Origin of the sequence: Citrobacter sp. 506, assembly GCF_050434985.1 — a bacterium.
GTDB lineage: Bacteria > Pseudomonadota > Gammaproteobacteria > Enterobacterales > Enterobacteriaceae > Citrobacter > Citrobacter braakii.
This window is the reverse complement of sequence record NZ_JBNDJN010000004.1, coordinates 346,362-371,430: the sequence shown is the minus strand read 5'-3', so window position 1 is coordinate 371,430 and position 25,069 is coordinate 346,362. Positions and strand designations below refer to the sequence as shown.

The following is a 25,069-nucleotide window of genomic DNA, read 5'->3' as shown; positions in this document are numbered from 1 at the left end:
TAACAACCTGGAAACAGGCCGTCATACTACGGCGCAACGCCCCAAAAAGTAAACGATGACCCATAGGGAACTCCAGGGTAAAATGATCATCAAATAGAGAATTGTAGCTGACCTGGGACCCTGAGCCCCGGGTCGGTATTTTTTTGCTTCTGACTCTGGCATGGCGTATGCCAGAGTAGGCTTAGCAGCCGGGGTGAGAGCAGCCGCCCCCTACAGGAATGTTCAAGAGGTATAACAAATGCAAGCTATCCCAATGACCTTACGTGGTGCTGAAAAACTGCGCGAAGAACTGGATTTTCTGAAATCGGTGCGCCGTCCTGAAATCATTGCCGCTATCGCAGATGCGCGCGAGCATGGCGACCTGAAAGAAAATGCAGAGTATCACGCGGCGCGCGAACAGCAGGGTTTCTGCGAAGGGCGCATTAAAGATATCGAAGCTAAACTGTCCAACGCGCAGGTTATCGACGTCACAAAAATGCCGAACAATGGTCGCGTAGTTTTCGGCGCGACGGTTACCGTGCTGAATCTCGATAACGACGAAGAGCAGACCTGGCGTATTGTCGGCGATGATGAAGCCGATTTTAAACAGAACCTGATTTCGGTGAACTCGCCTATTGCTCGTGGCCTGATCGGTAAAGAGCAGGATGACGTGGTGGTTATTAAAACGCCGGGCGGTGAAGTTGAATATGAAGTAACGAAGGTAGAATACCTGTAATTCGCATCTTGGTTAAGATGTTGATACATTGTAAAGAAAGGAAAAAGGCCGCATAGCGGCCTTTTATCAACGAAGAGAGCGTGGCATTTTGCTCTCCTGCTAGCGGAAAATCCCGCGTTTTACACAAACTTCGTGTGCAACTTTGGGATATTCTTAGCGTGGCAGCGAGATTTTACGTTCTTTAGTCGGGCGATACAGTACCAGCGTTTTACCGATGACCTGTACATTGCAGGCGCCGGTTTCGCGTACGATAGCTTCCACGATCAAGGTTTTAGTATCGCGATCTTCCGAGGCGATTTTCACCTTGATAAGTTCATGGTGCTCTAACGCTTGTTCAATCTCGGCCAGTACCCCTTCGGTCAAACCATTGTTGCCAAGCATAACTACAGGCTTGAGCGGATGTGCCAGACCTTTCAGGTGCTGTTTTTGTTTAGTACTCAGATTCATCGTATATTTTTGCTTACGTTGGGATTGAAAACGGGTCATTCTACCGCCATCTCCCATATATCGCCAAATAGCTGTGTAGAAATTTACACCATTGGTTACGATGAACTGCCCTTTGGGAATGTGAAATGACAGGTAAAAAGCGTTCTGCCAGCTCGAGTCGCTGGCTTCAGGAACACTTTAGCGATAAATATGTTCAGCAGGCGCAGAAAAAGGGGTTACGTTCCCGTGCCTGGTTTAAACTTGATGAAATACAGCAAAGTGACAAAATTTTTAAACCGGGGATGACGATTGTTGATCTCGGTGCTGCACCCGGTGGCTGGTCGCAATATGCGGTTACGCAGATCGGTAACACTGGCCGCATTATCGCTTGCGATCTTTTACCTATGGATCCAATCGTTGGTGTGGACTTCCTTCAGGGCGACTTTCGTGATGAATTAGTCCTGAAAGCGTTACTTGAACGCGTAGGTGACAGTAAAGTACAAGTTGTCATGTCTGATATGGCGCCAAATATGTGTGGAACACCGGCGGTGGATATTCCCCGGGCCATGTATCTGGTAGAGCTGGCGCTTGGAATGGCTCGTGATGTATTAGCGCCAGGTGGTAGTTTTGTAGTGAAGGTGTTCCAGGGCGAAGGCTTCGATGAGTATCTAAGAGAGATTCGCTCCCTGTTTACGAAGGTCAAAGTTCGTAAGCCGGACTCTTCTCGCGCCCGTTCGCGTGAAGTGTATATTGTAGCGACCGGGCGTAAACCATAACCGGTAGATTTCAAACGAAAGTTTGAAAGAAACTGGATATAGAGTATCCTGACGCTGTTTTTAACACAGTTGTAATATGAGGTTAATCCCTTGAGTGACATGGCGAAAAACCTAATTCTCTGGCTGGTCATTGCCGTTGTGCTGATGTCAGTATTCCAGAGCTTTGGGCCCAGCGAGTCTAATGGCCGTAAGGTTGATTACTCTACCTTCCTGCAAGAGGTCAATCAGGACCAGGTTCGTGAAGCGAAGATCAACGGACGTGAGATTAACGTTACCAAGAAAGATAGTAACCGTTACACGACCTACATTCCGGTTAACGATCCGAAGCTGCTTGATAACCTGCTGACCAAAAACGTCAAGGTTGTTGGTGAACCGCCTGAAGAGCCGAGCCTGCTGGCTTCTATCTTCATTTCCTGGTTCCCAATGCTGCTGCTGATTGGTGTCTGGATCTTCTTCATGCGTCAAATGCAGGGCGGTGGTGGCAAAGGTGCCATGTCGTTCGGTAAGAGCAAAGCGCGCATGCTGACGGAAGATCAGATCAAAACGACTTTTGCAGACGTTGCTGGTTGCGACGAAGCAAAAGAAGAAGTTGCTGAGCTGGTTGAGTATCTGCGCGAACCGAGCCGTTTCCAGAAGCTGGGCGGTAAAATCCCGAAAGGCGTCCTGATGGTCGGTCCTCCGGGTACAGGTAAAACCTTGCTGGCGAAAGCTATCGCAGGTGAAGCGAAGGTTCCTTTCTTCACCATTTCCGGTTCTGATTTCGTGGAAATGTTCGTGGGTGTCGGTGCATCTCGTGTGCGTGACATGTTCGAACAAGCCAAGAAAGCGGCACCGTGCATCATCTTCATCGATGAAATCGACGCCGTAGGCCGCCAGCGTGGTGCAGGTCTGGGCGGTGGTCACGATGAACGTGAGCAGACACTGAACCAGATGCTGGTTGAGATGGACGGCTTCGAAGGTAACGAAGGCATTATCGTTATCGCGGCAACTAACCGTCCGGACGTTCTTGACCCTGCGCTGCTGCGTCCAGGCCGTTTCGACCGTCAGGTTGTGGTTGGTCTGCCGGATGTCCGCGGTCGTGAACAGATCCTGAAAGTGCATATGCGTCGCGTACCGCTGTCTCCGGATATCGATGCGGCAATCATTGCACGTGGTACGCCTGGCTTCTCCGGTGCGGATCTCGCGAACCTGGTCAACGAAGCGGCGCTGTTTGCAGCTCGTGGCAACAAGCGTGTTGTATCGATGGTTGAATTCGAGAAAGCGAAAGACAAAATCATGATGGGTGCGGAACGTCGCTCCATGGTGATGACGGAAGCGCAGAAAGAATCTACCGCGTATCACGAAGCAGGCCACGCGATTATCGGTCGCCTGGTACCGGAACACGATCCGGTGCACAAAGTGACGATTATCCCGCGCGGTCGTGCGCTGGGTGTGACCTTCTTCCTGCCTGAAGGCGACGCTATCAGCGCCAGCCGTCAGAAACTGGAAAGTCAGATCTCCACGCTGTACGGCGGTCGTCTGGCCGAAGAGATCATCTACGGTATTGAACATGTTTCTACCGGTGCGTCGAACGACATTAAAGTCGCGACTAACCTGGCGCGTAACATGGTTACTCAGTGGGGCTTCTCCGAGAAACTCGGTCCGTTGCTGTACGCTGAAGAAGAAGGCGAAGTGTTCCTGGGACGTTCTGTGGCGAAAGCTAAACATATGTCCGATGAAACGGCTCGTATTATCGATCAGGAAGTTAAACTGCTGATTGAGCGTAACTATGACCGTGCGCGTCGTCTGCTGAACGAAAACATGGACATTCTGCACTCGATGAAAGATGCGCTCATGAAATATGAGACCATCGATGCGCCGCAGATTGATGATCTGATGGCTCGCCGCGAGGTACGTCCGCCAGCGGGTTGGGAAGAACCGGGTTCTTCTAACAACAACTCTGGCAGCACCGGCAAGCCGAGTGCGCCGCGTCCGGTTGATGAACCGCGTGCGCCGGACTCTGGCACCATGTCAGAGCAACTGGGCGACAAATAAGTTATCGTTGATGATGACCGTGTTTTAATTTAAAACCCTGGGGCTTGCCCCGGGGTTTTTCTTATTTGTATATTCAAGATGTTATCAGGGATAAAACTATGAAACTCTTTGCTCAGGGGTCTTCACTGGATCTCAGCCATCCGCACGTCATGGGGATTTTGAACGTCACGCCAGATTCCTTTTCCGATGGTGGTGCGCACAACTCTCTGGTTGAGGCGGTAAAACACGCAAACCTGATGATTAACGCTGGGGCGACTATCATTGATGTGGGTGGTGAATCCACACGTCCAGGCGCGGCCGATGTGAGCGTGGAAGAAGAGTTGCAGCGAGTGATCCCGGTGGTGGAGGCGATTGCTCAACGTTTTGAAGTGTGGATTTCGGTCGATACTTCAAAAGCAGAAGTGATTCGCGAGTGCGCCAGAGTCGGCGCACATATCATCAATGACATTCGCTCACTCTCGGAGCCTGGGGCGCTGGAAGCCGCAGCAGAAACCGGATTACCGGTTTGTCTGATGCATATGCAGGGTCAGCCGAAAACCATGCAGGAAGCACCAAAGTACGAGGATGTTTTTGCTGATGTAAATCGTTACTTTGTTGAACAAATAGCACGCTGCAAGCGGGCTGGAATCACAAAAGATAAATTGTTGCTCGACCCCGGGTTCGGATTCGGTAAAAATCTTACTCACAACTACACATTACTGGCACGTTTGGCTGAGTTTCATCATTTTAATCTGCCATTGCTGGTTGGAATGTCACGAAAATCAATGGTTGGCCAGTTGTTGAATGTGGGGCCATCCGAACGCCTGAGCGGGAGCCTTGCGTGCGCGGTCATTGCCGCAATGCAAGGGGCGCATATCATTCGTGTCCATGACGTCAAAGAAACCGTAGAAGCGATGCGTGTGGTGGAAGCCACATTGTCTGCAAAGGAAAATAAACGCTATGAGTAATCGTAAATATTTTGGCACCGATGGCATCCGTGGTCGCGTAGGCGACGCCCCAATTACCCCTGACTTTGTGCTCAAACTGGGTTGGGCTGCAGGAAAAGTGCTGGCACGTCATGGTTCACGTAAAATTATTATCGGCAAAGATACGCGTATTTCTGGCTATATGCTGGAGTCCGCACTGGAAGCGGGTCTGGCTGCCGCCGGACTGTCGGCTTCTTTCACGGGCCCAATGCCAACACCCGCCATTGCGTATCTGACGCGCGCCTTCCGTGCTGAAGCCGGGATTGTTATCTCCGCTTCGCACAACCCGTACTATGACAACGGGATTAAATTCTTCTCCATCGATGGGACCAAACTGCCGGATGCGGTTGAAGAAGCTATCGAAGCCGAAATGGAAAAAGCGATCACCTGCGTGGACTCGGCTGAACTGGGTAAAGCTACCCGTATCGTTGATGCTGCCGGTCGTTATATCGAGTTTTGCAAAGGCACCTTCCCGAATGAATTGAGCCTGAGTGAGCTTAAAATCGTGGTGGATTGCGCTAATGGTGCGACGTACCATATTGCGCCAAGTGTACTGCGTGAGCTGGGCGCAAACGTGATTGCTATTGGCTGTGAGCCAAACGGCGTTAACATCAATGAAGAAGTCGGTGCCACCGACGTCCGCGCCCTGCAGGCGCGCGTGATGGCGGAAAAAGCCGATCTGGGTATTGCGCTGGATGGTGACGGCGACCGCGTCATTATGGTTGACCACGAAGGCAATAAGGTCGATGGCGATCAGATCATGTACATCATTGCCCGTGAAGCCCTGCGTCAGGGGCAGCTGCGCGGTGGCGCGGTAGGCACGCTGATGAGCAATATGGGCCTCGAGCTGGCGCTGAAACAGTTGGGTATTCCGTTTGCCCGTGCGAAAGTCGGCGACCGCTATGTACTGGAAAAAATGCAGGAAAAAGGCTGGCGTATCGGTGCTGAAAACTCAGGCCATGTGATCCTGCTGGACAAAACCACCACCGGTGACGGTATTGTTGCAGGTCTGCAGGTACTGGCGGCGATGGTGCGCAACCATATGAGTTTGCACGACCTGTGCAGCGGCATGAAAATGTTCCCGCAACTGCTGGTTAACGTACGTTACACCGCAGGTAGCGGCGATCCGCTGGAACATGAAAACGTGAAAGCGGTGATGGCTGAAGTTGAAGCTGCACTGGGTAATCGCGGACGTGTTCTGCTGCGTAAGTCAGGTACAGAACCGTTAATTCGCGTGATGGTTGAAGGTGAAGATGAAGCGCAGGTGACTGAATTCGCTCACCGTATTGCCGATGCCGTCAAAGCGGTGTAATCACTAAAGACAGTGAAAACCGGAGTCTGGGACTCCGGTTTTTTTTTACTGTACGGGAAGTGACTGTTTATGTCGGCGCTGCCAGAAGTAACCACCGATCATTAATATTACAAGGACTGCCAGCCACGGCAGAACCGCCAGCAAATGCCCTGACCGGGCAAAGGTCAGCACAATCATCAGTAACCAACCGCCCAGCATCGGAATCGCGGTGCGCTTAACAATGTCCACAGGTGAGACGCCTGCAATTCCCGCGATAGCAATGATGACGCCGGCAATGGGGGATAACGTACGACCAATCCCCGCCGATATCTGGATAGGCAACATCATGACTGCGATGTCGCTACCGATATGACGGCTGATGTCCGGTACCATCGGGGCGAAGGAGAAAAACGCCGCATTTCCGGAGCCCATTAGCGCTGAAATTGCAAAGGTGATAAGGGTCATCAGCAGGATAATAGAGGCGGCGCTGAGGCCAAATTCACCGGAAAGCGACAGCAGCGCATCGACGGTGCCAATGGCTTTCAGTCCGGCTGAAAAGACTTCACCAGCGATAATCAGCGTGACGACGGTGGCAAAAACGCTGCCCATGCTGTCAAAGACTTTTTGTACGCCTGCCATCACCTCGCGCGCCTTACGATGACGGCAATACTCACAAACCAGGGTAATGGCGAGGCTTATCAGTACGGCGGTATCCAGCGTAATTTTGAGCGAACTGAATACTAAATCACTGCACACCAGCATCAACACCAGCGGCAGCATGGGTAGAAAAAGCCAGGCGATCGGTGCTTCAGTTTCATCGGTCGACGTTAATGTCTGCATCTGCTGAGCCACACCGTCACTGCTTTCCCGATGGTCGAAAAAGCGTTGCACAACAATATGTAGCAGGGCGATGAACAGAATAACGGGGACGACGATCGGTAACTGATCCTGCACGAAATAGTTCACCACCTCGATGCCTGCGGTTTTGGCGGCGAGAACCGAGTTGCCGGAACCTGGACCAAATTCAACCGCACAGGTACTGGCGATAACGGCGGCAACGGCAGCGCGGCTACAGCCAAGACGGGTCAGCAGCGGGTAGAGCGTCGCCATCAACAGCAGACCCAGCCCGGTGGCGCTGCTGATAAACAGCGACAGGAATTGACCCAGCAACAGCGCCAGCCCCAACAGCAGATACGGTGAGTTCAGGCGTTGCAAAGGGCGAGACGTCACCCGAACCAGCACCTGGCTTGCGCCAATGGCCGACATATATGTAGCGAAACCACCAATCAGCATAATTTGCAGCCCAAGGCCGCCGAGGCGCACGCTCAGGGTATCGCGAATAAACTCAAAGGCATCAAAGGGGCCGAATCCGGTGCTTTTTTTCACCAGGCTACTGAGCGTGGTCATCCCGCTAAAATGCGCGATAAGCAGCAGCACAATCCCGGTCAACAGCAACACTGACTGGGGGTGATATTTTTTGAGGATCAGACGTCCGGCAAAAATGATGGCAATTAGCGCCAGTAATAATGACATTCTTGCCCCCTTACTCGAAGTTGCCAGTAACCAGGCACTCACCATCCCGCAGCAATGGCTTACCCGCAGCGAACAGATGGGCCAGCGAGAGGTCATCATTGAGTACACAGATATCGGCACGTTCCCCGGCGCAGAGCACGCCGCCGGAAATACCCAGCGAGCGCGCAACGTTTGCCGTCAACATCGCGATCGCTTGTGGCACCGGAATCCCCACATCAATCAAGCGAGGAAGAAGATTAAGGTTACCTGCGACCGGTGCCGCGCTTAAGCCTTCCACAATACCCTGGGCGTTAAAGCGCGGAACGCTGCCATTACCATCAGAGCTGATCGTGATGCGATCGGCTGGAACCTGGGCTTCCAGAGCGTGGAGGATTGCCTGCTCCTGAGGCATAAAGCGACTACCGCCAGACGTAACGTCGATATGGCCGCCACGATGAGCGAACGCAATCGCCTGTTCGAACAAGGGCGCTGTTCTCGCAACATGGGTCGGTGAAATGTGGTGAATTGGAATGCCTGCATCACACAGCTCAATAAGCTGTGACATCCCTTCAGGCAGATTCCCCAGATGTACATGCAGTAACCCTTTTTTGCCTGCCAGCAGGGAAGCCACGCGGATATCGCTTACTATCCTCAGCAACTCCTGGAAAGAGGGGTAAGAACCACGGTGATCGGCGAGGGCGATTTTGACGCCAAGAATCGCCGGAATGAAGGTCATGTCATCGCGGATGGATCGCGTAATGGTTGGGCTGGGTACCGCGTAGGCTCCCGTATGCATAAATGCGCGTAATCCCTCAAGGTTGAGAGACTGCATTTTGGCGTAGAGGTCTTTGGGCGAACGAGAAATGGCATCGGTACCTAACACGCCGACAACCGTGGTAATACCTGCCTGAATCAGATCGCGTAGCTTGACGGCTGGCGTTCGGCTGGCAAATCCAGCCTCGCCACCGCCACCGGTAAGATGGACATGCTGATCGATTATGCCTGGGATAACCCATTTGCCATGACAATCGATGACCTCGTCGACGCCATCAAACAGGGAAATATCTTTTTCTACCGCCACAATTCGGTCGGCATGAATGAGCAGGGAGCAGAGGCCTAAATCCTCGGGAGAAAAAACACGGGCATTGGTCAATAAAGTAAACATATCGGTCCTGTCAAACGTCGTGGGTGAGAGTCGGCAGGTGAAAAGGAATATTGTTGTTATGATGCCCACCATAAAGCCATTACTATAACTATGACTATTACCGATTTGGTATTGGAGGATGCGGTTATGGCATGGTGGAGAGTTCAACGTGGATTGTAAGTGGCTGGAAGATTTTCTGGCATTGAGTCAGCATGGAAACTACTCTCAGGCCGCGGCGCAGCGGCATATTACTCAACCCGCACTCAGTCGGCGTATAAAGGCGCTGGAAGAGGTGTTAGGGGTGCCGTTGTTTGACCGGACCACGACCCCCGTTACGCTGACACGCTATGGTGAACGCTTTGAACCCTATGCCCGGCACGTCCTCAGTACACTAACAGAGGCGCGCCACGAGCTATCGGCGATGACGCCAGCAACGGACAATACGCTGGTGATGGTTAGCCTGCATACGCTGTCGGTGAATATCCTGCCGGATATGATCAACTATCTGCGACAGAGCGAACCGCAGTTAAATTTTACGGTTAATGCCAGTATTCAGGGGATAGACAACCATTTTAACGCCTTGATAGATCGGCAAATCGATCTGCTGGTGACCTACGATTTACCATCTTCGCAGCCGGGGCTGGAGATTGCCGGAGGGTTAAAACGTTCACTATGGCGGTATGAGCGATTTATACCGGTTATTTCTGCGCAGTTGGCTAATGCGCTTAACGATCCGCATGCGCCGATCCCATGGCTATGCTATAGCGACTACACCTTTGTCAGACGCATTATTGAGCCAGCTGAACAACGCGTCCGCCCACGTCTGAAAAAAGTGTTTGAGAGTGGTTTAAGCGAAACGATACGAGAAATGGTGCTGCGGCATATGGGAATGGCATGGTTACCCGAATCGATGGTGGCGGAAGAGTTGGTGAACCAGCAAATTATTCACTGCTGGCCAGAAGACGCTGACCTGATTTGTGAAATCCCCGTTGTGGTATGGGCGAATCTTGACGATCAACGCGCCGTCATGCAGAGATGCTGGGAGAAGTTGCTGCGTTTTTGATTGATGTGGCGATTTTTTCCGCAGTTGATACAATGCCAACAAATTGCCCTTGCGAAGGTTATTCGCTTTGGTTAGTATTCACACCCGCTTCAGTGGGAAACAGTAAACATTCCCGCTTTAATGGTCGAAGCATTGTACGCGGCAACTCCGCAAGGAACAGGTTGATTATGCACGAAGCTCTTTTAGTAGTTTTCCTTATTGTGGCAATTGGCCTGGTAGGCTTGATCATGCTGCAGCAAGGCAAAGGCGCTGATATGGGAGCCTCTTTTGGCGCAGGCGCTTCTGGTACTCTGTTTGGTTCAAGTGGTTCTGGTAACTTCATGACCCGCATGACAGCTGTATTAGGAACCTTGTTCTTCATCATCAGTCTGGTGCTGGGTAACATGAACAGCAATAAGACCAATAAAGGAAGTGAGTGGGAAAATCTGAGTGCACCGGCGAAAACCGAGCAAACTCAGCCAGCTGCTCCGGCTCAGCCGACCAGCGATATCCCACGCTAAGTATTCTGTACCGAGGTGGTGGAATTGGTAGACACGCTACCTTGAGGTGGTAGTGCCCTAACGGGCTTGTGGGTTCGAGTCCCATCCTCGGTACCAAATTCCAAAAAAAAGACGCTGCAAAGCGTCTTTTTTTTCGTCTGTCATTTGTGGTAGTTCTGTAGGTCGGATAAGACATTTAGAACGCCATCCGACTATTACAATACCTGATGGTGCCAGGCTTATCAGGCCTCAGGGTAACAGAACATCCCTATTTTCTGCGCATAAAAAAGGCCGCTTTCGCGGCCTGAAGATGATGAATATTTACTTCGCCTTGTTTTCCAGATTCTCAACCTGCGGCAGGCCGGTTGTGGAAGAGGCGGTCAGCAGGCCAGACTGTGTATAACCGAACAGCTTCTCGCGGGTATCAGTGATATCCAGATTACGCATGGTCAACTGACCGATACGATCATCCGGAGAGAATACCGAGTCGCCTTTTTCCATCGTCAGACGTTCTGGTTTGTAAGTCAGATTGTCAGACACGGTGTTGAGGATTGAGTAATCATTACCGCGACGCAGTTCCAGCGTCACTTCACCCGTAATCTGGCTGGCAACCCAACGCTGTAGACCGTCACGCAGCATCAGCGCCTGAGAGTCAAACCAGCGGCCCTGATACAACAGACGACCAAGCTGGCGACCGTGCGCGTGATACTGCTCGATGGTGTCTTCGTTGTGAATCCCGGTCAGCAGACGCTCATAGGCGATGTGCAGCAATGCCATCCCCGGAGCTTCGTAGATGCCCCGGCTTTTTGCTTCAATGATACGGTTTTCAATCTGATCGCTCATACCCAGACCGTGACGGCCGCCGATACGGTTGGCTTCCAGCATCATCTCAACGTCGTCGCTGAAGGTTTTACCGTTCAGCGCTACCGGATGACCCTGCTCAAAACGCACGGTGACTTCTTCTGCCGGGATCTTCACGCTCTCATCCCAGAATTTCACGCCCATAATCGGGTTGACGATTTTGACGCTGGAGTTCAGAAACTCGAGGTCTTTTGCTTCGTGGGTCGCCCCGAGCATATTGGAGTCCGTGGAGTACGCTTTCTCAACGGACATCTTGTAGTCGAAACCACAGGCAATCATAAATTCGGACATCTCATGGCGACCGCCGAGTTCATCGATAAAATCGGTATCGAGCCATGGTTTGTAAATCTGCAGTTCGGCGTTGGTCAGCAAACCGTAACGATAGAAACGTTCAATATCGTTACCTTTATAGGTGCTACCGTCACCCCAGATATTTACGCCATCTTCTTTCATGGCCGCGACCAGCATGGTGCCGGTGACAGCACGGCCCAGCGGAGTGGTATTGAAATAGGTCAGTCCGCCGGTGGTGTTGTGGAATGCACCGCACTGAATCGCTGCGATCCCTTCGGCAACCAGTTGCTTACGGCAATCTACCAGGCGAGCATTCTCAGCACCATATTCCATTGCACGGCGAGGAATGGCGTCATAGTCATCCTCATCCGGCTGGCCCAAATTCGCAGTATATGCATATGGGACAGCCCCTTTTTGTCGCATCCACAGCAGTGCTGCACTGGTGTCCAGGCCGCCGGAAAAAGCGATACCAATACGTTGACCTACCGGGAGATGCTTGAGAATCGTCGTCATAAAATAAAACCCTGCTTGATAGACTGGTGAAGAGGTCGGCTTATTATACTAATTGCATTTTTATGCAAAATAAGTGAGTTTTCATTTAATCATCTTTTCTGGATGACAGGAAGAGTTTAGTGATAATTTCGTTAAATAACGGCGCGGGTGATACATTTATCTGGTCGAATATTCGCTGGGCAGCATTCATTGATTTGCATAGTCGTAACAAGGTTGACATACCGCATAGTGAATCAATATACTGTGCGCAGATTTTACGTCCCGTCCTCGGTACCAAATCCCAGCAGTATTTGCATTTTTTACCCAAAACGAGTAAAATTTGCCACGTTTCAGGCGCGGGGTGGAGCAGCCTGGTAGCTCGTCGGGCTCATAACCCGAAGGTCGTCGGTTCAAATCCGGCCCCCGCAACCACTTTCCCTTAGAGTTCTTTTTCAAATATACTGTGAAGACTTAGGCCTTCGTAGCTGGATTTGAAAAAAATTCTTTCGGAAGGTTTTCCGAACCGCAGGTGCGGTTATAGGGTTCAGTTATATAAAGCCCCGATTTATCGGGGTTTTTTGTTATCTGACTACAGAATAACTGGGCTTTAGGCCCTTTTTTTATGTCTTGGGGGTGGGCTTGTCCACATTAGAGCAAAAATTAACAGAGATGATTACAGCGCCAGTTGAAGCCCTGGGCTACGAGTTGGTCGGCATCGAATTTATTCGTGGTCGCACATCCACACTGCGCATCTATATTGATAGTGAAGATGGCATCAATGTTGATGATTGTGCTGATGTGAGCCATCAGGTAAGCGCCGTGATGGATGTCGAAGACCCAATCACCGTTGCCTACAACCTGGAAGTCTCCTCTCCGGGTCTCGACCGTCCTCTGTTCACAGCTGAACACTACGTGCGTTTCCTGGGTGAAGAAGTGACGCTGGTTCTTCGTATGGCGGTACAAAACCGTCGTAAATGGCAGGGCGTTATCAAAGCGGTGGATGGTGAGATGATCACGGTCACAGTCGAAGGTAAAGATGAAGTGTTCGCGCTGAGTAATATCCAGAAGGCGAACCTGGTTCCCCACTTTTAACAGTCTGGATTGAGGTGAAAAGCCCGCGATGAACAAAGAAATTTTGGCTGTTGTTGAAGCCGTATCCAACGAAAAAGCGCTGCCACGCGAGAAAATTTTTGAAGCGCTGGAAAGTGCGCTGGCTACAGCAACAAAGAAAAAATATGAGCAAGAGATCGACGTTCGCGTAGAAATCGATCGTAAAAGCGGTGATTTCGATACCTTCCGTCGTTGGGTAATCGTAGAAGAAGTTACTCAACCGACCAAAGAAATTACGCTGGAAGCGGCACGCTTCGAAGACGAAAGCCTGAACGTGGGCGAATATGTTGAAGATCAGATTGAATCTGTCACCTTTGACCGTATCACCACCCAGACCGCGAAACAGGTTATCGTACAGAAAGTACGTGAAGCCGAACGCGCAATGGTTGTCGATCAGTTCCGCGAACACGAAGGCGAAATCGTCACCGGTGTGGTGAAGAAAGTTAACCGCGACAACATTTCTCTGGATCTGGGCAGCAATGCTGAAGCCGTGATCCTGCGTGAAGACATGCTGCCGCGTGAAAACTTCCGCCCAGGTGACCGTATCCGTGGCGTTCTTTACTCTGTACGCCCGGAAGCGCGCGGTGCCCAGCTGTTCGTAACCCGTTCCAAACCGGAAATGCTGATAGAGCTGTTCCGCATTGAAGTGCCGGAAATTGGCGAAGAAGTGATCGAAATTAAAGCGGCTGCTCGCGATCCGGGTTCACGTGCGAAAATCGCCGTTAAGACCAACGACAAGCGTATTGATCCGGTCGGCGCCTGTGTGGGTATGCGCGGTGCGCGCGTTCAGGCGGTTTCAACCGAACTGGGCGGCGAGCGTATCGATATCGTCCTGTGGGATGATAACCCGGCGCAGTTCGTGATTAACGCAATGGCGCCAGCAGACGTCGCTTCTATCGTGGTGGATGAAGACAAACACACCATGGATATCGCGGTTGAAGCCGGTAACCTGGCTCAGGCGATTGGACGTAATGGTCAGAACGTCCGCCTGGCTTCACAACTGAGCGGTTGGGAACTCAACGTGATGACCGTTGATGACCTGCAGGCGAAGCATCAGGCTGAAGCACATGCAGCCATTGATACCTTCACCAAATATCTCGATATCGATGAAGATTTCGCGACAGTTCTGGTGGAAGAAGGTTTTGCGACGCTGGAAGAACTGGCCTACGTGCCAATGAAAGAGCTGTTGGAAATTGACGGCCTGGATGAACAGACCGTTGAAGCGCTGCGCGAGCGTGCTAAAAACGCACTGACCACTCTGGCACTGGCCCAGGAAGAAAGTCTCGGTGATAACAAACCGGCTGACGATCTGCTGAATCTGGAAGGATTGGATCGTGAGATGGCCTTCAAACTGGCTGCCCGTGGTGTTTGTACGCTGGAAGATCTCGCTGAACAGGGCATTGATGATCTGGCTGATATCGAAGGGTTGACCGACGAAAAAGCCGGTGAGCTGATTATGGCTGCCCGTAATATTTGCTGGTTCGGCGACGAAGCGTAATAAACTGTAGCAGGAAGGAACAGTATGACAGATGTAACCGTAAAAACGCTGGCTGCAGAGATACAGACCTCCGTGGATCGCCTGGTACAGCAATTTGCTGATGCAGGTATCCCGAAGTCTGCTGACGACTCTGTGTCCGCACAAGAGAAACAAACCTTACTGGCGCATCTGAACCGTGAAAACGGCTCAGCGCCCGATAAGTTGACATTGCAGCGTAAAACGCGCAGTACTCTCAATATTCCAGGTACCGGTGGAAAAAGCAAATCGGTACAAATCGAAGTCCGCAAGACACGCACCTTTGTGAAACGCGATCCGCAAGAGGCTGAACGCCTTGCCGCGGAAGAGCAGGCGCAGCGTGAAGCGGAAGAGCAAGCCCGTCGTGAGGCAGAAGAAGCTGCCAAACGCGAGGCGCAACAAAAAGCCGAACGTGAGGCCGCAGAACAAGCTAAGCGTGAAGCCGCTGATAAAGCGAAACGTGAAGCTGCGGAAAAAGACAAAGTGAGCAATCAACAGACCGACGATATGACTAAAACCGCCCAGGCCGAAAAAGCCCGCCGTGAAAATGAAGCCGCAGAACTGAAGCGTAAAGCGGAAGAAGAAGCACGTCGCAAGCTTGAAGAAGAAGCGCGCCGCGTAGCGGAAGAAGCTCGCCGTATGGCGGAAGAAAACGAGAAGAATGGTGTGAATAACGCTGAACCTGTTGAAGATACCAGCGATTATCACGTCACCACCTCTCAGCATGCTCGCCAGGCAGAAGACGAGAACGATCGTGAAGTAGAAGGCGGCCGTGGTCGTACTCGCAGCACGAAAGCAGCGCGTCCGGCGAAGAAAGGTAACAAACACGCTGAATCTAAAGCTGACCGTGAAGAAGCGCGTGCAGCGGTTCGCGGCGGTAAAGGCGGTAAGCAGCGTAAAGGTTCCGCTCTGCAGCAGGGCTTCCAGAAGCCGGCTCAGGCCGTGAACCGTGACGTTGTGATCGGCGAAACCATCACCGTTGGCGATCTGGCGAACAAGATGGCAGTCAAAGGTTCTCAGGTCATCAAAGCAATGATGAAGCTGGGCGCAATGGCGACCATTAACCAGGTCATCGACCAGGAAACCGCACAGCTGGTTGCCGAAGAGATGGGCCACAAAGTTATCCTGCGTCGTGAAAACGAGCTGGAAGAAGCAGTAATGAGCGACCGTGACACCGGCGCTGCGGCAGAACCGCGCGCACCGGTAGTGACCATCATGGGTCACGTTGACCACGGTAAAACGTCTCTGCTGGACTACATTCGCTCCACGAAAGTTGCCTCTGGCGAAGCGGGCGGCATTACTCAGCACATCGGTGCGTACCATGTTGAAACTGATAACGGTATGATCACCTTCCTGGATACCCCGGGTCACGCCGCGTTTACCTCCATGCGTGCTCGTGGTGCTCAGGCAACGGATATCGTTGTTCTGGTTGTTGCAGCAGATGACGGCGTGATGCCGCAGACTATCGAAGCTATCCAGCACGCGAAAGCGGCAGGTGTGCCGGTAGTGGTTGCAGTCAACAAAATCGATAAACCAGAAGCGGATCCAGATCGCGTTAAAAACGAACTGTCCCAGTACGGCATCATGCCGGAAGATTGGGGCGGCGAGAGCCAGTTCGTTCACGTTTCTGCGAAAGCGGGTACCGGTATCGACGAACTGCTGGATGCTATCCTGCTGCAGGCCGAAGTACTGGAACTGAAAGCTGTGCGTAAAGGTATGGCGAGCGGTGCGGTTATCGAATCCTTCCTGGATAAAGGTCGTGGTCCGGTTGCTACCGTGCTGGTACGTGAAGGTACGCTGAACAAAGGCGACATCGTACTGTGTGGTTTCGAATACGGCCGCGTTCGTGCGATGCGTAACGAACTGGGTCAGGAAGTACTGGAAGCGGGTCCATCCATTCCGGTGGAAATCCTGGGTCTGTCCGGTGTTCCGGCTGCGGGTGACGAAGTTACCGTTGTTCGTGACGAGAAGAAAGCCCGTGAAGTTGCACTGTACCGTCAGGGCAAATTCCGTGAAGTTAAACTGGCTCGTCAGCAGAAATCTAAACTGGAGAACATGTTCGCCAACATGACCGAAGGCGAAGTTCACGAAGTGAACATCGTTCTGAAGGCCGATGTTCAGGGTTCTGTAGAAGCGATTTCCGACTCTTTACTGAAACTGTCTACCGACGAAGTAAAAGTGAAGATTATCGGTTCTGGCGTAGGTGGTATCACCGAAACCGACGCGACCCTGGCTGCGGCATCCAACGCGATTCTGGTTGGCTTCAACGTCCGTGCTGATGCCTCTGCACGTAAAGTTATCGAATCAGAAAGCCTGGATCTGCGTTACTACTCCGTCATCTATCATCTGATCGACGAAGTGAAAGCAGCGATGAGCGGCATGCTGTCTCCGGAACTGAAACAGCAGATCATTGGTCTGGCTGAAGTTCGTGATGTGTTCAAATCACCGAAATTCGGCGCTATCGCAGGCTGTATGGTTACCGAAGGCACGATTAAACGTCACAACCCAATCCGCGTACTGCGCGACAACGTGGTTATCTATGAAGGTGAGCTGGAATCCCTGCGCCGCTTCAAAGATGACGTCAACGAAGTCCGTAATGGCATGGAATGTGGTATCGGCGTTAAGAACTACAACGACGTTCGCGTTGGCGATATGATCGAAGTGTTCGAGATTATCGAGATCAAACGTACCATCGCATAATCTTCGTCGTCTTTTGGGCCGCAACTGCGTTGGCTGCGCTCGATCACCCCGGTCACATAGTTATCTATGCTCCCGGGGATTTACGAGTTTGCCGCCTTGCTGCAACCCAAAATCCTTAGAAGATGATTAAGTGTAGGCTGGGGAAGCGAAGCGCCACCCGGCAAGAAATTTAAAAAGGGGCTTATGGCCCCTTTTTTGTCTTTATTCTGGAGAATTTATTATGGCGAAAGAATTTGGTCGCCCACAGCGTGTCGCGCAGGAGATGCAGAAAGAAATCGCACTCATCCTGCAACGCGAAATCAAAGACCCGCGTGTTGGTATGATGACCACCGTATCGGGTGTTGAGATGTCCCGAGACCTGGCATACGCTAAAGTGTTCGTGACTTTCCTCAACGATCAGGACGAAGCTGCCGTGAAAAACGGCATTAAGGCACTGCAGGAAGCCTCTGGTTTTATCCGCTCTCTGCTGGGTAAAGCAATGCGTCTGCGTATCGTGCCTGAGCTGACCTTCTTCTACGACAATTCGTTAGTTGAAGGGATGCGCATGTCCAACCTGGTGACCAGCGTGGTGAAACATGACGATGAGCGTCGTGTGAACCCAGCGGACGACAGCAAGGAGGACTGATGAGTCGTCCTCGTCGTCGTGGTCGCGACATTCACGGTGTTCTGCTGCTGGATAAGCCGCAGGGCATGTCCAGCAATGACGTACTGCAAAAAGTAAAGCGCATCTACAATGCCAACCGCGCGGGACATACCGGCGCGCTGGATCCGCTGGCAACAGGCATGCTGCCTATCTGCCTCGGTGAAGCGACTAAGTTTTCCCAGTATTTGCTGGATTCTGATAAACGCTATCGTGTGGTTGCCCGTCTGGGCCAGCGTACCGACACCTCCGATGCCGATGGGCAAATCGTGCTGGAGCGTCCGGTAACCTTCAGCGCAGAGCAGCTTGCCAGCGCGCTGGAGACTTTCCGTGGCGATATCGAGCAGATTCCGTCAATGTATTCGGCGCTGAAGTACCAGGGTAAAAAGCTGTACGAATATGCGCGTCAGGGCATTGAAGTGCCGCGTGAAGCGCGCCCGATTACCGTCTATGAGCTGCTGTTTATTCGCCACGAAGGTAACGAGCTGGAGCTGGAAGTTCACTGCTCCAAAGGCACTTATATTCGCACCATCGTTGACGATCTCGGTGAGAAGCTGGGCTGCGGCGCGCACGTAACGTATCTGCGTCGTCTGACGGTCAGCAAGTATCCGGTGGATCGTATGGTTACGCTGGAACATCTGCATGAGCTGGTTGAACAGGCCGAACAGCAGAACATTCCGGCGGCGCAGCTGCTTGATCCTTTGCTGATGCCAATGGACAGTCCTGCATCGGACTACCCTGTTGTTAATTTGCCTTTAACATCGTCGGTTTACTTTAAAAATGGTAACCCGGTACGGACGTCAGGTGCGCCGCTGGAAGGGCTGGTGCGCGTCACGGAAGGCGATGATGGCAAGTTTATCGGCATGGGGGAGATGGACGATGAAGGTCGTGTCGCCCCTCGTCGCCTGGTGGTTGAGTATCCTGCATAGCGCTCTCTGTCTTGCGATAAAAGGGCGCTGCGAGTAGAATACTGCCGCTTAACGTCGCGTAAATTGTTTAACAATCTGCGTGGCGTGTACACAAAATCATTCGAGCTGCATCAAGGCGGCAGGTCTGAGGATCCTCAGGAGCTTACTCAGGTAAGTGACCGAGGTGAGCGGACACAGCCAGCGCAGGGTCAGTTTGAAGAAGGCGTGTATACACTGGGATAGCTGAATTAGAGATCGGCATCCTTTCATTCTTAACACTTTGGAGTTTTAAAATGTCTCTAAGTACTGAAGCTACCGCTAAAATCGTTTCTGAGTTTGGTCGTGATGCAAACGACACCGGTTCTACCGATGTTCAGGTTGCTCTGTTGACTGCACAGATTAACCACCTGCAGGGCCACTTTGCAGAGCACAAAAAAGATCACCACAGCCGTCGTGGTCTGCTGCGCATGGTTTCTCAGCGTCGTAAACTGCTCGACTACCTGAAACGTAAAGATGTTGCACGTTACACCGCGCTGATCGAGCGTCTGGGTCTGCGTCGCTAATTCTTTCGAGTTTCAGAAAGAGGGGGCCTTCATGGCCCCTTTTTTCCAGCAGATGGCAGCAATTCGCTGGAAACTAATGTATTGTTGCTATGAATGATCTTCCGTTGCAGAGGTTCGCGCGGCTAATGAGAGGCTTTACTCATGCTTATGGGTTAGGGTTGTCATTAGTCGCGAGGATGCGCAGAAGATCGGGTATTAACGATGGCGCAAAAATGTGCCGTCAAAAAATAGAGAAAGGATATTAATTTGCTTAATCCGATCGTTCGTAAATTCCAGTACGGTCAGCATACCGTTACGCTGGAAACCGGCATGATGGCGCGTCAGGCGACTGCCGCTGTTATGGTTAGCATGGATGACACTGCGGTATTCGTTACCGTTGTTGGCCAGAAAAAAGCGAAACCAGGCCAGGACTTTTTCCCACTGACCGTTAACTATCAGGAGCGTACCTACGCTGCTGGCCGTATCCCGGGTAGCTTCTTCCGTCGTGAAGGCCGTCCGAGTGAAGGCGAAACTCTGATCGCGCGTCTGATTGACCGCCCGGTTCGCCCGCTGTTCCCGGAAGGCTTCGTTAACGAAGTTCAGGTTATCGCGACCGTTGTTTCCGTTAACCCGCAGGTTAACCCGGATATCGTGGCAATGATTGGTGCATCTGCTGCGCTGACTCTGTCTGGTATCCCGTTCAACGGCCCGATCGGTGCTGCACGTGTTGGTTACATCAATGACCAGTACGTACTGAACCCGACTCAGGACGAACTGAAAGAAAGCAAGCTGGACCTGGTTGTTGCTGGTACTGAAGCTGCCGTACTGATGGTTGAATCCGAAGCTGAACTGCTGAGCGAAGACCAGATGCTGGGCGCTGTAGTATTCGGCCACGAACAGCAGCAGGTTGTTATTCAGGCTATCAACGAGCTGGCGAAAGAAGCTGGCAAACCGCGTTGGGACTGGCAGCCAGAAGCCGTCAACGAAGCGCTGAACGCACGCGTTGCCGCACTGGCAGAAGCTCGCCTGAGCGATGCTTACCGTATCACCGACAAACAAGAGCGTTACGCTCAGGTTGACGTGATCAAATCTGAAACCATCGCAACTCTGGTGGCTGAAGACGAAACCCTGGACGCTAACGAACTGGGTGAAATCCTGCACGCTATAGAGAAAAATGTTGTTCGCAGCCGCGTACTGGCAGGCGAGCCGCGCATCGATGGCCGTGAAAAAGATATGATCCGTGGTCTGGACGTGCGTACTGGCGTTCTGCCGCGTACCCACGGTTCCGCACTGTTCACCCGTGGCGAAACTCAGGCGCTGGTTACTGCGACCCTGGGCACCACTCGTGATGCGCAGAACCTTGACGAGCTGATGGGCGAGCGTACTGACAACTTCCTGTTCCACTACAACTTCCCTCCGTACTGCGTAGGTGAAACCGGTATGGTCGGTTCTCCGAAGCGTCGTGAGATTGGTCACGGTCGTCTGGCGAAGCGTGGCGTACTGGCAGTGATGCCGGAACTGGATAAATTCCCGTACACCGTACGTGTGGTTTCTGAAATCACCGAATCTAACGGTTCTTCTTCCATGGCTTCCGTATGTGGTGCTTCTCTGGCGCTGATGGACGCAGGCGTGCCGATCAAAGCTGCCGTTGCGGGTATCGCGATGGGTCTGGTGAAAGAAGGCGACAACTTTGTTGTTCTGTCTGACATCCTGGGCGACGAAGACCACCTGGGCGATATGGACTTCAAAGTGGCGGGTTCCCGCGACGGTATCTCTGCACTGCAGATGGATATCAAAATTGAAGGTATCACCAAAGAGATCATGCAGGTTGCTCTGAACCAGGCTAAAGGTGCGCGTCTGCACATCCTGGGTGTGATGGAACAAGCGATCAACGCACCGCGTGGTGACATTTCTCAGTTCGCTCCGCGTATCCACACCATCAAGATCAGCCCGGACAAGATCAAAGACGTTATCGGTAAAGGCGGTTCTGTTATCCGTGCTCTGACCGAAGAAACCGGCACCACCATTGAAATTGAAGATGATGGTACTGTGAAGATTGCTGCGACCGACGGCGAGAAAGCGAAATATGCTATCCGTCGTATCGAAGAGATCACCGCAGAGATCGAAGTAGGCCGTATCTACAATGGTAAAGTGACCCGTATCGTTGACTTTGGCGCATTCGTTGCCATTGGTGGCGGTAAAGAAGGTCTGGTACACATCTCTCAGATCGCTGACAAACGCGTTGAGAAAGTGACCGATTACCTGCAGATGGGCCAGGAAGTACCGGTCAAAGTTCTGGAAGTAGATCGCCAGGGCCGTGTACGTCTGAGCATTAAAGAAGCAACTGAGCAGTCTCAGCCTGCAGGCGAACCGGAAGCTCCGGCAAGCCAGGGCGAGTAAGGTTGCCATTGCCCTCCGTGAAAGCGGAGGGCTTTTAACCCGGCAGGACGCCTTGTTAGCAACCGGGGAACCTGGACGTTCATTCAATCGTTGTCTTCGGGAGTGGGAAATGAAGCCTTTTTTGCGCTGGTGTTTCGTTGCGACAGCACTCACGCTGGCTGGATGCAGTAATTCCGCCTGGCGTAAGAGTGAAGTCCTCGCAGTACCATTGCAACCGACTTTGCAGCAGGAAGTGATTCTGGCACGTATGGAACAAATTCTTGCCAGTCGGGCTTTAACCGATGACGAACGCGCACAGCTTTTATATGAGCGCGGAGTGTTGTATGATAGTCTCGGTCTGAGGGCACTGGCGCGAAATGATTTTTCACAAGCGCTGGCAATCCGACCAGATATGCCTGAAGTATTCAATTACTTAGGTATATATTTAACGCAGGCAGGCAATTTTGATGCTGCCTATGAAGCGTTTGATTCTGTACTTGAGCTTGATCCAACTTACAACTACGCGCACTTAAATCGCGGTATCGCATTGTATTACGGCGGTCGCGACAAGTTAGCGCAAGATGATCTGCTAGCGTTTTATCAAGACGATCCCAATGATCCTTTCCGTAGTCTGTGGCTTTATCTCGCCGAGCAGAAGCTCGATGAGAAGCAGGCTAAAGAAGCGTTAAAGCAACGCTTTGAGAAATCGGATAAAGAGCAATGGGGATGGAACATTGTCGAGTTCTACCTGGGCAACATTAGCGAAGCAACGCTGATGGAACGCCTAAAGGCGGACGCAACGGATAACACCTCGCTCGCTGAGCATCTCAGTGAAACCAACTTCTATTTAGGTAAGTACTACCTAAGTCTGGGGGATTTGGACAACGCTACGGCATTGTTCAAACTGGCGGTGGCTAACAACGTTCATAACTTTGTTGAGCACCGATACGCATTGTTGGAATTATCGCTCCTGGGCCAGGACCAAGATGACCTGGCAGAATCGGACCAGCAATAGCTGACGTACACATCAGCCCGTAATCTTTTTTGATTGCCATCACCTTCACGGGTGAGGGCGTTGTTGTTCGTTAATACACCTACTTTGAGCCGGTTCACACTTTTCAATGAAAATTGCAGATCAATTTCATGATGAGTTATGTAGACTGGCCGCCATTAATTTTGAGGCACACGTACTACATGGCTGAATTCGAAACCACTTTTGCAGATCTGGGCCTGAAGGCTCCTATCCTTGAAGCCCTTACCGATCTGGGTTACGAAAAACCATCTCCAATCCAGGCAGAGTGCATTCCGCATCTGCTGGGCGGCCGCGATGTTCTGGGTATGGCCCAGACGGGTAGCGGCAAAACTGCAGCGTTCTCTTTACCGCTGCTCAACAATCTTGATCCTGAGCTGAAGGCACCTCAGATTCTGGTGCTGGCACCGACCCGCGAACTGGCGGTTCAGGTTGCAGAAGCCATGACGGATTTTTCTAAACACATGCGCGGCGTGAACGTGGTTGCCCTGTACGGCGGCCAGCGTTATGACGTGCAATTACGTGCCCTGCGTCAGGGACCACAGATCGTTGTCGGTACGCCGGGCCGTCTGCTGGATCACCTGAAGCGCGGTACTCTGGACCTCTCCAAACTGAGCGGTCTGGTACTGGACGAAGCTGATGAAATGCTGCGTATGGGCTTCATCGAAGACGTTGAAACCATCATGGCGCAGATCCCGGAAGGTCATCAGACCGCTCTGTTCTCCGCGACTATGCCGGAAGCGATTCGTCGTATTACCCGCCGCTTTATGAAAGAGCCGCAGGAAGTACGCATTCAGTCCAGCGTAACTACCCGTCCTGACATCAGCCAGAGCTACTGGACCGTCTGGGGCATGCGTAAAAATGAAGCGCTGGTGCGTTTCCTGGAAGCAGAAGACTTTGATGCGGCGATTATCTTCGTTCGTACCAAAAATGCGACCCTGGAAGTGGCAGAAGCGCTGGAGCGTAGCGGTTATAGCAGCGCTGCACTGAACGGCGACATGAACCAGTCCCTGCGTGAGCAGACTCTGGAGCGTCTGAAAGATGGCCGTCTGGATATTCTGATTGCTACCGACGTTGCGGCACGTGGCCTGGACGTTGAGCGTATCAGCCTGGTTGTTAACTACGACATCCCGATGGATTCCGAATCTTACGTTCACCGTATCGGCCGTACTGGTCGTGCGGGCCGTGCGGGTCGCGCGCTGCTGTTCGTTGAGAACCGTGAGCGTCGTCTGCTGCGTAACATCGAACGCACCATGAAGCTGACTATTCCGGAAGTAGAACTGCCGAACGCAGACCTGCTGGGCAAACGCCGTCTGGAAAAATTCGCCGCTAAAGTACAGCAGCAGCTGGAAAGCAGCGATCTGGATCAGTACCGTGCTCTGCTGGCGAAAATGCAGCCGGAAGAAGAACTGGATATCGAAACGCTGGCAGCCGCACTGCTGAAAATGGCTCAGGGCGAACGTCCGCTGATCCTGCCGCCAGATGCGCCGATGCGTCCGAAACGCGAATTCCGCGACCGTGACGATCGTGGTCCGCGTGACCGCAACGATCGTGGCCCGCGTGGTGACCGTAATGACCGTGGTGGTGAAGACCGTCCGCGTCGTGAACGTCGTGACGTTGGCGATATGCAGCTGTACCGCATTGAAGTGGGCCGTGATGACGGTGTTGAAGTCCGTCATATCGTTGGTGCGATTGCTAACGAAGGCGATATCAGCAGCCGTTACATCGGTAACATCAAGCTGTTTGCTTCCCACTCAACCATCGAGCTGCCGAAAGGTATGCCGGGCGACGTGCTGCAGCACTTTACCCGTACTCGCATCCTGAACAAGCCGATGAACATGCAGCTGGTTGGCGATGCAGTTCCGCACACCGGTGGTGAGCGTCGTGGCGGTGGCCGTTTCAGCGGTGAGCGTCGTGAAGGCGGTCGTGGCGAAGGTCGTGGTTTCAGCGGTGAGCGTCGTGAAGGCGGTCGTAGCGAAGGTCGTCGTTTCAGCGGCGAACGTCGTGAAGGCAACCGCGGTCCGCGTCGTGACGATTCTTCTGCTCCGCGTCGTGATGATTCCGCTGGTCGTCGTCGTTTCGGCGGTGATGCGTAATCCATGCGAAATTACGGTTTAATACCGTAAAGTAAAATATACAGCCCCGATCTTAACAATCGGGGCTTTTTTTATTTCATTTGTACTCGTGTACTGGTACAG

The 25,069-nt window shown here is 52.3% G+C and carries 21 protein-coding genes and 2 tRNA genes; 19 read left to right on the top strand and 4 right to left on the bottom strand.

The features are described 5' to 3' along the window. Window positions 1–238: 238 nt before the first annotated feature. Window positions 239–715: a transcription elongation factor GreA gene (gene greA / locus ABIE10_RS17310; RefSeq protein WP_016154674.1), complete on the top strand. Its 477-nt coding sequence runs from the start codon at window positions 239–241 to the stop codon at window positions 713–715. Window positions 716–868: 153 nt separating this feature from the next. Here the strand turns inward: greA and yhbY are convergent, their stop codons facing one another. Next, complete coding sequence (gene yhbY, locus ABIE10_RS17305; protein WP_003025016.1) at window positions 869–1,162, bottom strand: ribosome assembly RNA-binding protein YhbY; 294 nt, start codon at window positions 1,160–1,162, stop codon at window positions 869–871. A gap of 125 nt (window positions 1,163–1,287) precedes the next feature. Between yhbY and rlmE the strand changes: the two genes are divergently transcribed. From rlmE to glmM, 4 genes are all read left to right on the top strand, one after another. After that, entirely contained in the window at window positions 1,288–1,917 is a 630-nt protein-coding gene (gene rlmE / locus ABIE10_RS17300) for a 23S rRNA (uridine(2552)-2'-O)-methyltransferase RlmE (RefSeq protein WP_003025015.1), read from the top strand. Between the two features lie 99 nt (window positions 1,918–2,016). Then, window positions 2,017–3,951 (top strand): ATP-dependent zinc metalloprotease FtsH, encoded by a 1,935-nt coding sequence (gene ftsH / locus ABIE10_RS17295; protein WP_429156402.1) that lies wholly within the window; start codon window positions 2,017–2,019, stop codon window positions 3,949–3,951. 98 nt (window positions 3,952–4,049) lie between these two features. Then, window positions 4,050–4,898, top strand: a complete 849-nt coding sequence (folP, locus tag ABIE10_RS17290; protein ID WP_279265466.1) for a dihydropteroate synthase — start codon at window positions 4,050–4,052, stop codon at window positions 4,896–4,898. Beyond that, window positions 4,891–6,228, top strand: coding sequence for a phosphoglucosamine mutase (glmM, locus tag ABIE10_RS17285; RefSeq protein WP_235117401.1), 1,338 nt, complete (start codon window positions 4,891–4,893; stop codon window positions 6,226–6,228). The genes folP and glmM overlap by 8 nt, the downstream gene beginning before the upstream one ends. Window positions 6,229–6,273: 45 nt before the next feature. Here glmM and dcuC read toward each other — a convergent pair whose 3' ends face one another. Both dcuC and iadA read right to left on the bottom strand, forming a co-directional pair. Beyond that, window positions 6,274–7,740, bottom strand: a complete 1,467-nt coding sequence (gene dcuC, locus ABIE10_RS17280; RefSeq protein WP_235117402.1) for a C4-dicarboxylate transporter DcuC — start codon at window positions 7,738–7,740, stop codon at window positions 6,274–6,276. A 10-nt stretch (window positions 7,741–7,750) separates the two neighbouring features. Continuing rightward, window positions 7,751–8,884 (bottom strand): beta-aspartyl-peptidase, encoded by a 1,134-nt coding sequence (gene iadA / locus ABIE10_RS17275; RefSeq protein ID WP_016154669.1) that lies wholly within the window; start codon window positions 8,882–8,884, stop codon window positions 7,751–7,753. Window positions 8,885–9,032: 148 nt separating this feature from the next. Between iadA and ABIE10_RS17270 the strand changes: the two genes are divergently transcribed. From ABIE10_RS17270 to ABIE10_RS17260, 3 genes are all read left to right on the top strand, one after another. Then, window positions 9,033–9,926 (top strand): LysR family transcriptional regulator, encoded by an 894-nt coding sequence (locus tag ABIE10_RS17270; protein ID WP_429156398.1) that lies wholly within the window; start codon window positions 9,033–9,035, stop codon window positions 9,924–9,926. A 167-nt stretch (window positions 9,927–10,093) separates the two neighbouring features. Next, window positions 10,094–10,426 (top strand): preprotein translocase subunit SecG, encoded by a 333-nt coding sequence (secG, locus tag ABIE10_RS17265; RefSeq protein WP_003025000.1) that lies wholly within the window; start codon window positions 10,094–10,096, stop codon window positions 10,424–10,426. 9 nt (window positions 10,427–10,435) lie between these two features. Next, window positions 10,436–10,522 (top strand) — tRNA-Leu (locus ABIE10_RS17260). 204 nt (window positions 10,523–10,726) lie between these two features. Here ABIE10_RS17260 and argG read toward each other — a convergent pair. Beyond that, window positions 10,727–12,070, bottom strand: coding sequence for an argininosuccinate synthase (argG, locus tag ABIE10_RS17255; RefSeq protein WP_049283205.1), 1,344 nt, complete (start codon window positions 12,068–12,070; stop codon window positions 10,727–10,729). Between the two features lie 334 nt (window positions 12,071–12,404). Between argG and ABIE10_RS17250 the strand changes: the two genes are divergently transcribed. The 11 genes from ABIE10_RS17250 to ABIE10_RS17200 all read left to right on the top strand — a co-directional run bounded on the left by ABIE10_RS17250 (window position 12,405) and on the right by ABIE10_RS17200 (window position 24,967). After that, window positions 12,405–12,481 (top strand) — tRNA-Met (locus ABIE10_RS17250). A 207-nt stretch (window positions 12,482–12,688) separates the two neighbouring features. Further along, on the top strand, window positions 12,689–13,141 hold the full coding sequence (gene rimP / locus ABIE10_RS17245; protein WP_003024996.1) for a ribosome maturation factor RimP: 453 nt from the start codon (window positions 12,689–12,691) through the stop codon (window positions 13,139–13,141). 28 nt (window positions 13,142–13,169) lie between these two features. Next, entirely contained in the window at window positions 13,170–14,657 is a 1,488-nt protein-coding gene (gene nusA, locus ABIE10_RS17240) for a transcription termination factor NusA (RefSeq protein WP_003024992.1), read from the top strand. A 24-nt stretch (window positions 14,658–14,681) separates the two neighbouring features. Next, the gene (infB, locus tag ABIE10_RS17235) at window positions 14,682–17,372 is read left to right on the top strand and encodes a translation initiation factor IF-2 (protein WP_016154667.1); all 2,691 of its coding nucleotides are present in this window, start codon (window positions 14,682–14,684) and stop codon (window positions 17,370–17,372) included. Window positions 17,373–17,592: 220 nt separating this feature from the next. Beyond that, window positions 17,593–17,997 carry a 30S ribosome-binding factor RbfA gene (gene rbfA, locus ABIE10_RS17230; RefSeq protein WP_003024988.1) on the top strand — a complete coding sequence of 135 codons (405 nt, stop codon included), beginning with the start codon at window positions 17,593–17,595 and terminating at the stop codon, window positions 17,995–17,997. Next, complete coding sequence (gene truB / locus ABIE10_RS17225) at window positions 17,997–18,941, top strand: tRNA pseudouridine(55) synthase TruB (RefSeq protein WP_279263734.1); 945 nt, start codon at window positions 17,997–17,999, stop codon at window positions 18,939–18,941. The genes rbfA and truB overlap by 1 nt, the downstream gene beginning before the upstream one ends. A gap of 272 nt (window positions 18,942–19,213) precedes the next feature. After that, the gene (rpsO, locus tag ABIE10_RS17220) at window positions 19,214–19,483 is read left to right on the top strand and encodes a 30S ribosomal protein S15 (RefSeq protein WP_000059465.1); all 270 of its coding nucleotides are present in this window, start codon (window positions 19,214–19,216) and stop codon (window positions 19,481–19,483) included. Window positions 19,484–19,729: 246 nt separating this feature from the next. Then, complete coding sequence (pnp, locus tag ABIE10_RS17215; RefSeq protein WP_008785911.1) at window positions 19,730–21,862, top strand: polyribonucleotide nucleotidyltransferase; 2,133 nt, start codon at window positions 19,730–19,732, stop codon at window positions 21,860–21,862. A 109-nt stretch (window positions 21,863–21,971) separates the two neighbouring features. Further along, window positions 21,972–22,856: a lipoprotein NlpI gene (gene nlpI / locus ABIE10_RS17210; protein ID WP_003024982.1), complete on the top strand. Its 885-nt coding sequence runs from the start codon at window positions 21,972–21,974 to the stop codon at window positions 22,854–22,856. Window positions 22,857–22,962: 106 nt separating this feature from the next. Next, entirely contained in the window at window positions 22,963–23,043 is an 81-nt protein-coding gene (gene yrbN, locus ABIE10_RS17205; protein ID WP_010723222.1) for a protein YrbN, read from the top strand. Continuing rightward, entirely contained in the window at window positions 23,036–24,967 is a 1,932-nt protein-coding gene (locus ABIE10_RS17200; RefSeq protein WP_016157565.1) for a DEAD/DEAH family ATP-dependent RNA helicase, read from the top strand. The genes yrbN and ABIE10_RS17200 overlap by 8 nt, the downstream gene beginning before the upstream one ends. Window positions 24,968–25,069 lie beyond the last annotated feature (102 nt).

Excerpts from the sequence above, each read along its gene's own strand:
- nlpI (WP_003024982.1), top strand. The coding sequence starts at position 21,972 with ATGAAGCCTTTTTTGCGCTGGTGTTTCGTTGCGACAGCACTCACGCTG.
- iadA (WP_016154669.1), bottom strand. The coding sequence starts at position 8,884 with ATGTTTACTTTATTGACCAATGCCCGTGTTTTTTCTCCCGAGGATTTA.
- rbfA (WP_003024988.1), top strand. The coding sequence starts at position 17,593 with ATGGCGAAAGAATTTGGTCGCCCACAGCGTGTCGCGCAGGAGATGCAG.
- infB (WP_016154667.1), top strand. The coding sequence starts at position 14,682 with ATGACAGATGTAACCGTAAAAACGCTGGCTGCAGAGATACAGACCTCC.
- dcuC (WP_235117402.1), bottom strand. The coding sequence starts at position 7,740 with ATGTCATTATTACTGGCGCTAATTGCCATCATTTTTGCCGGACGTCTG.
- yhbY (WP_003025016.1), bottom strand. The coding sequence starts at position 1,162 with ATGAATCTGAGTACTAAACAAAAACAGCACCTGAAAGGTCTGGCACAT.
- ABIE10_RS17200 (WP_016157565.1), top strand. The coding sequence starts at position 23,036 with ATGGCTGAATTCGAAACCACTTTTGCAGATCTGGGCCTGAAGGCTCCT.
- nusA (WP_003024992.1), top strand. The coding sequence starts at position 13,170 with ATGAACAAAGAAATTTTGGCTGTTGTTGAAGCCGTATCCAACGAAAAA.
- truB (WP_279263734.1), top strand. The coding sequence starts at position 17,997 with ATGAGTCGTCCTCGTCGTCGTGGTCGCGACATTCACGGTGTTCTGCTG.
- greA (WP_016154674.1), top strand. The coding sequence starts at position 239 with ATGCAAGCTATCCCAATGACCTTACGTGGTGCTGAAAAACTGCGCGAA.
- yrbN (WP_010723222.1), top strand. The coding sequence starts at position 22,963 with ATGAAAATTGCAGATCAATTTCATGATGAGTTATGTAGACTGGCCGCC.
- rlmE (WP_003025015.1), top strand. The coding sequence starts at position 1,288 with ATGACAGGTAAAAAGCGTTCTGCCAGCTCGAGTCGCTGGCTTCAGGAA.
- glmM (WP_235117401.1), top strand. The coding sequence starts at position 4,891 with ATGAGTAATCGTAAATATTTTGGCACCGATGGCATCCGTGGTCGCGTA.
- folP (WP_279265466.1), top strand. The coding sequence starts at position 4,050 with ATGAAACTCTTTGCTCAGGGGTCTTCACTGGATCTCAGCCATCCGCAC.
- ftsH (WP_429156402.1), top strand. The coding sequence starts at position 2,017 with ATGGCGAAAAACCTAATTCTCTGGCTGGTCATTGCCGTTGTGCTGATG.
- rpsO (WP_000059465.1), top strand. The coding sequence starts at position 19,214 with ATGTCTCTAAGTACTGAAGCTACCGCTAAAATCGTTTCTGAGTTTGGT.
- secG (WP_003025000.1), top strand. The coding sequence starts at position 10,094 with ATGCACGAAGCTCTTTTAGTAGTTTTCCTTATTGTGGCAATTGGCCTG.
- argG (WP_049283205.1), bottom strand. The coding sequence starts at position 12,070 with ATGACGACGATTCTCAAGCATCTCCCGGTAGGTCAACGTATTGGTATC.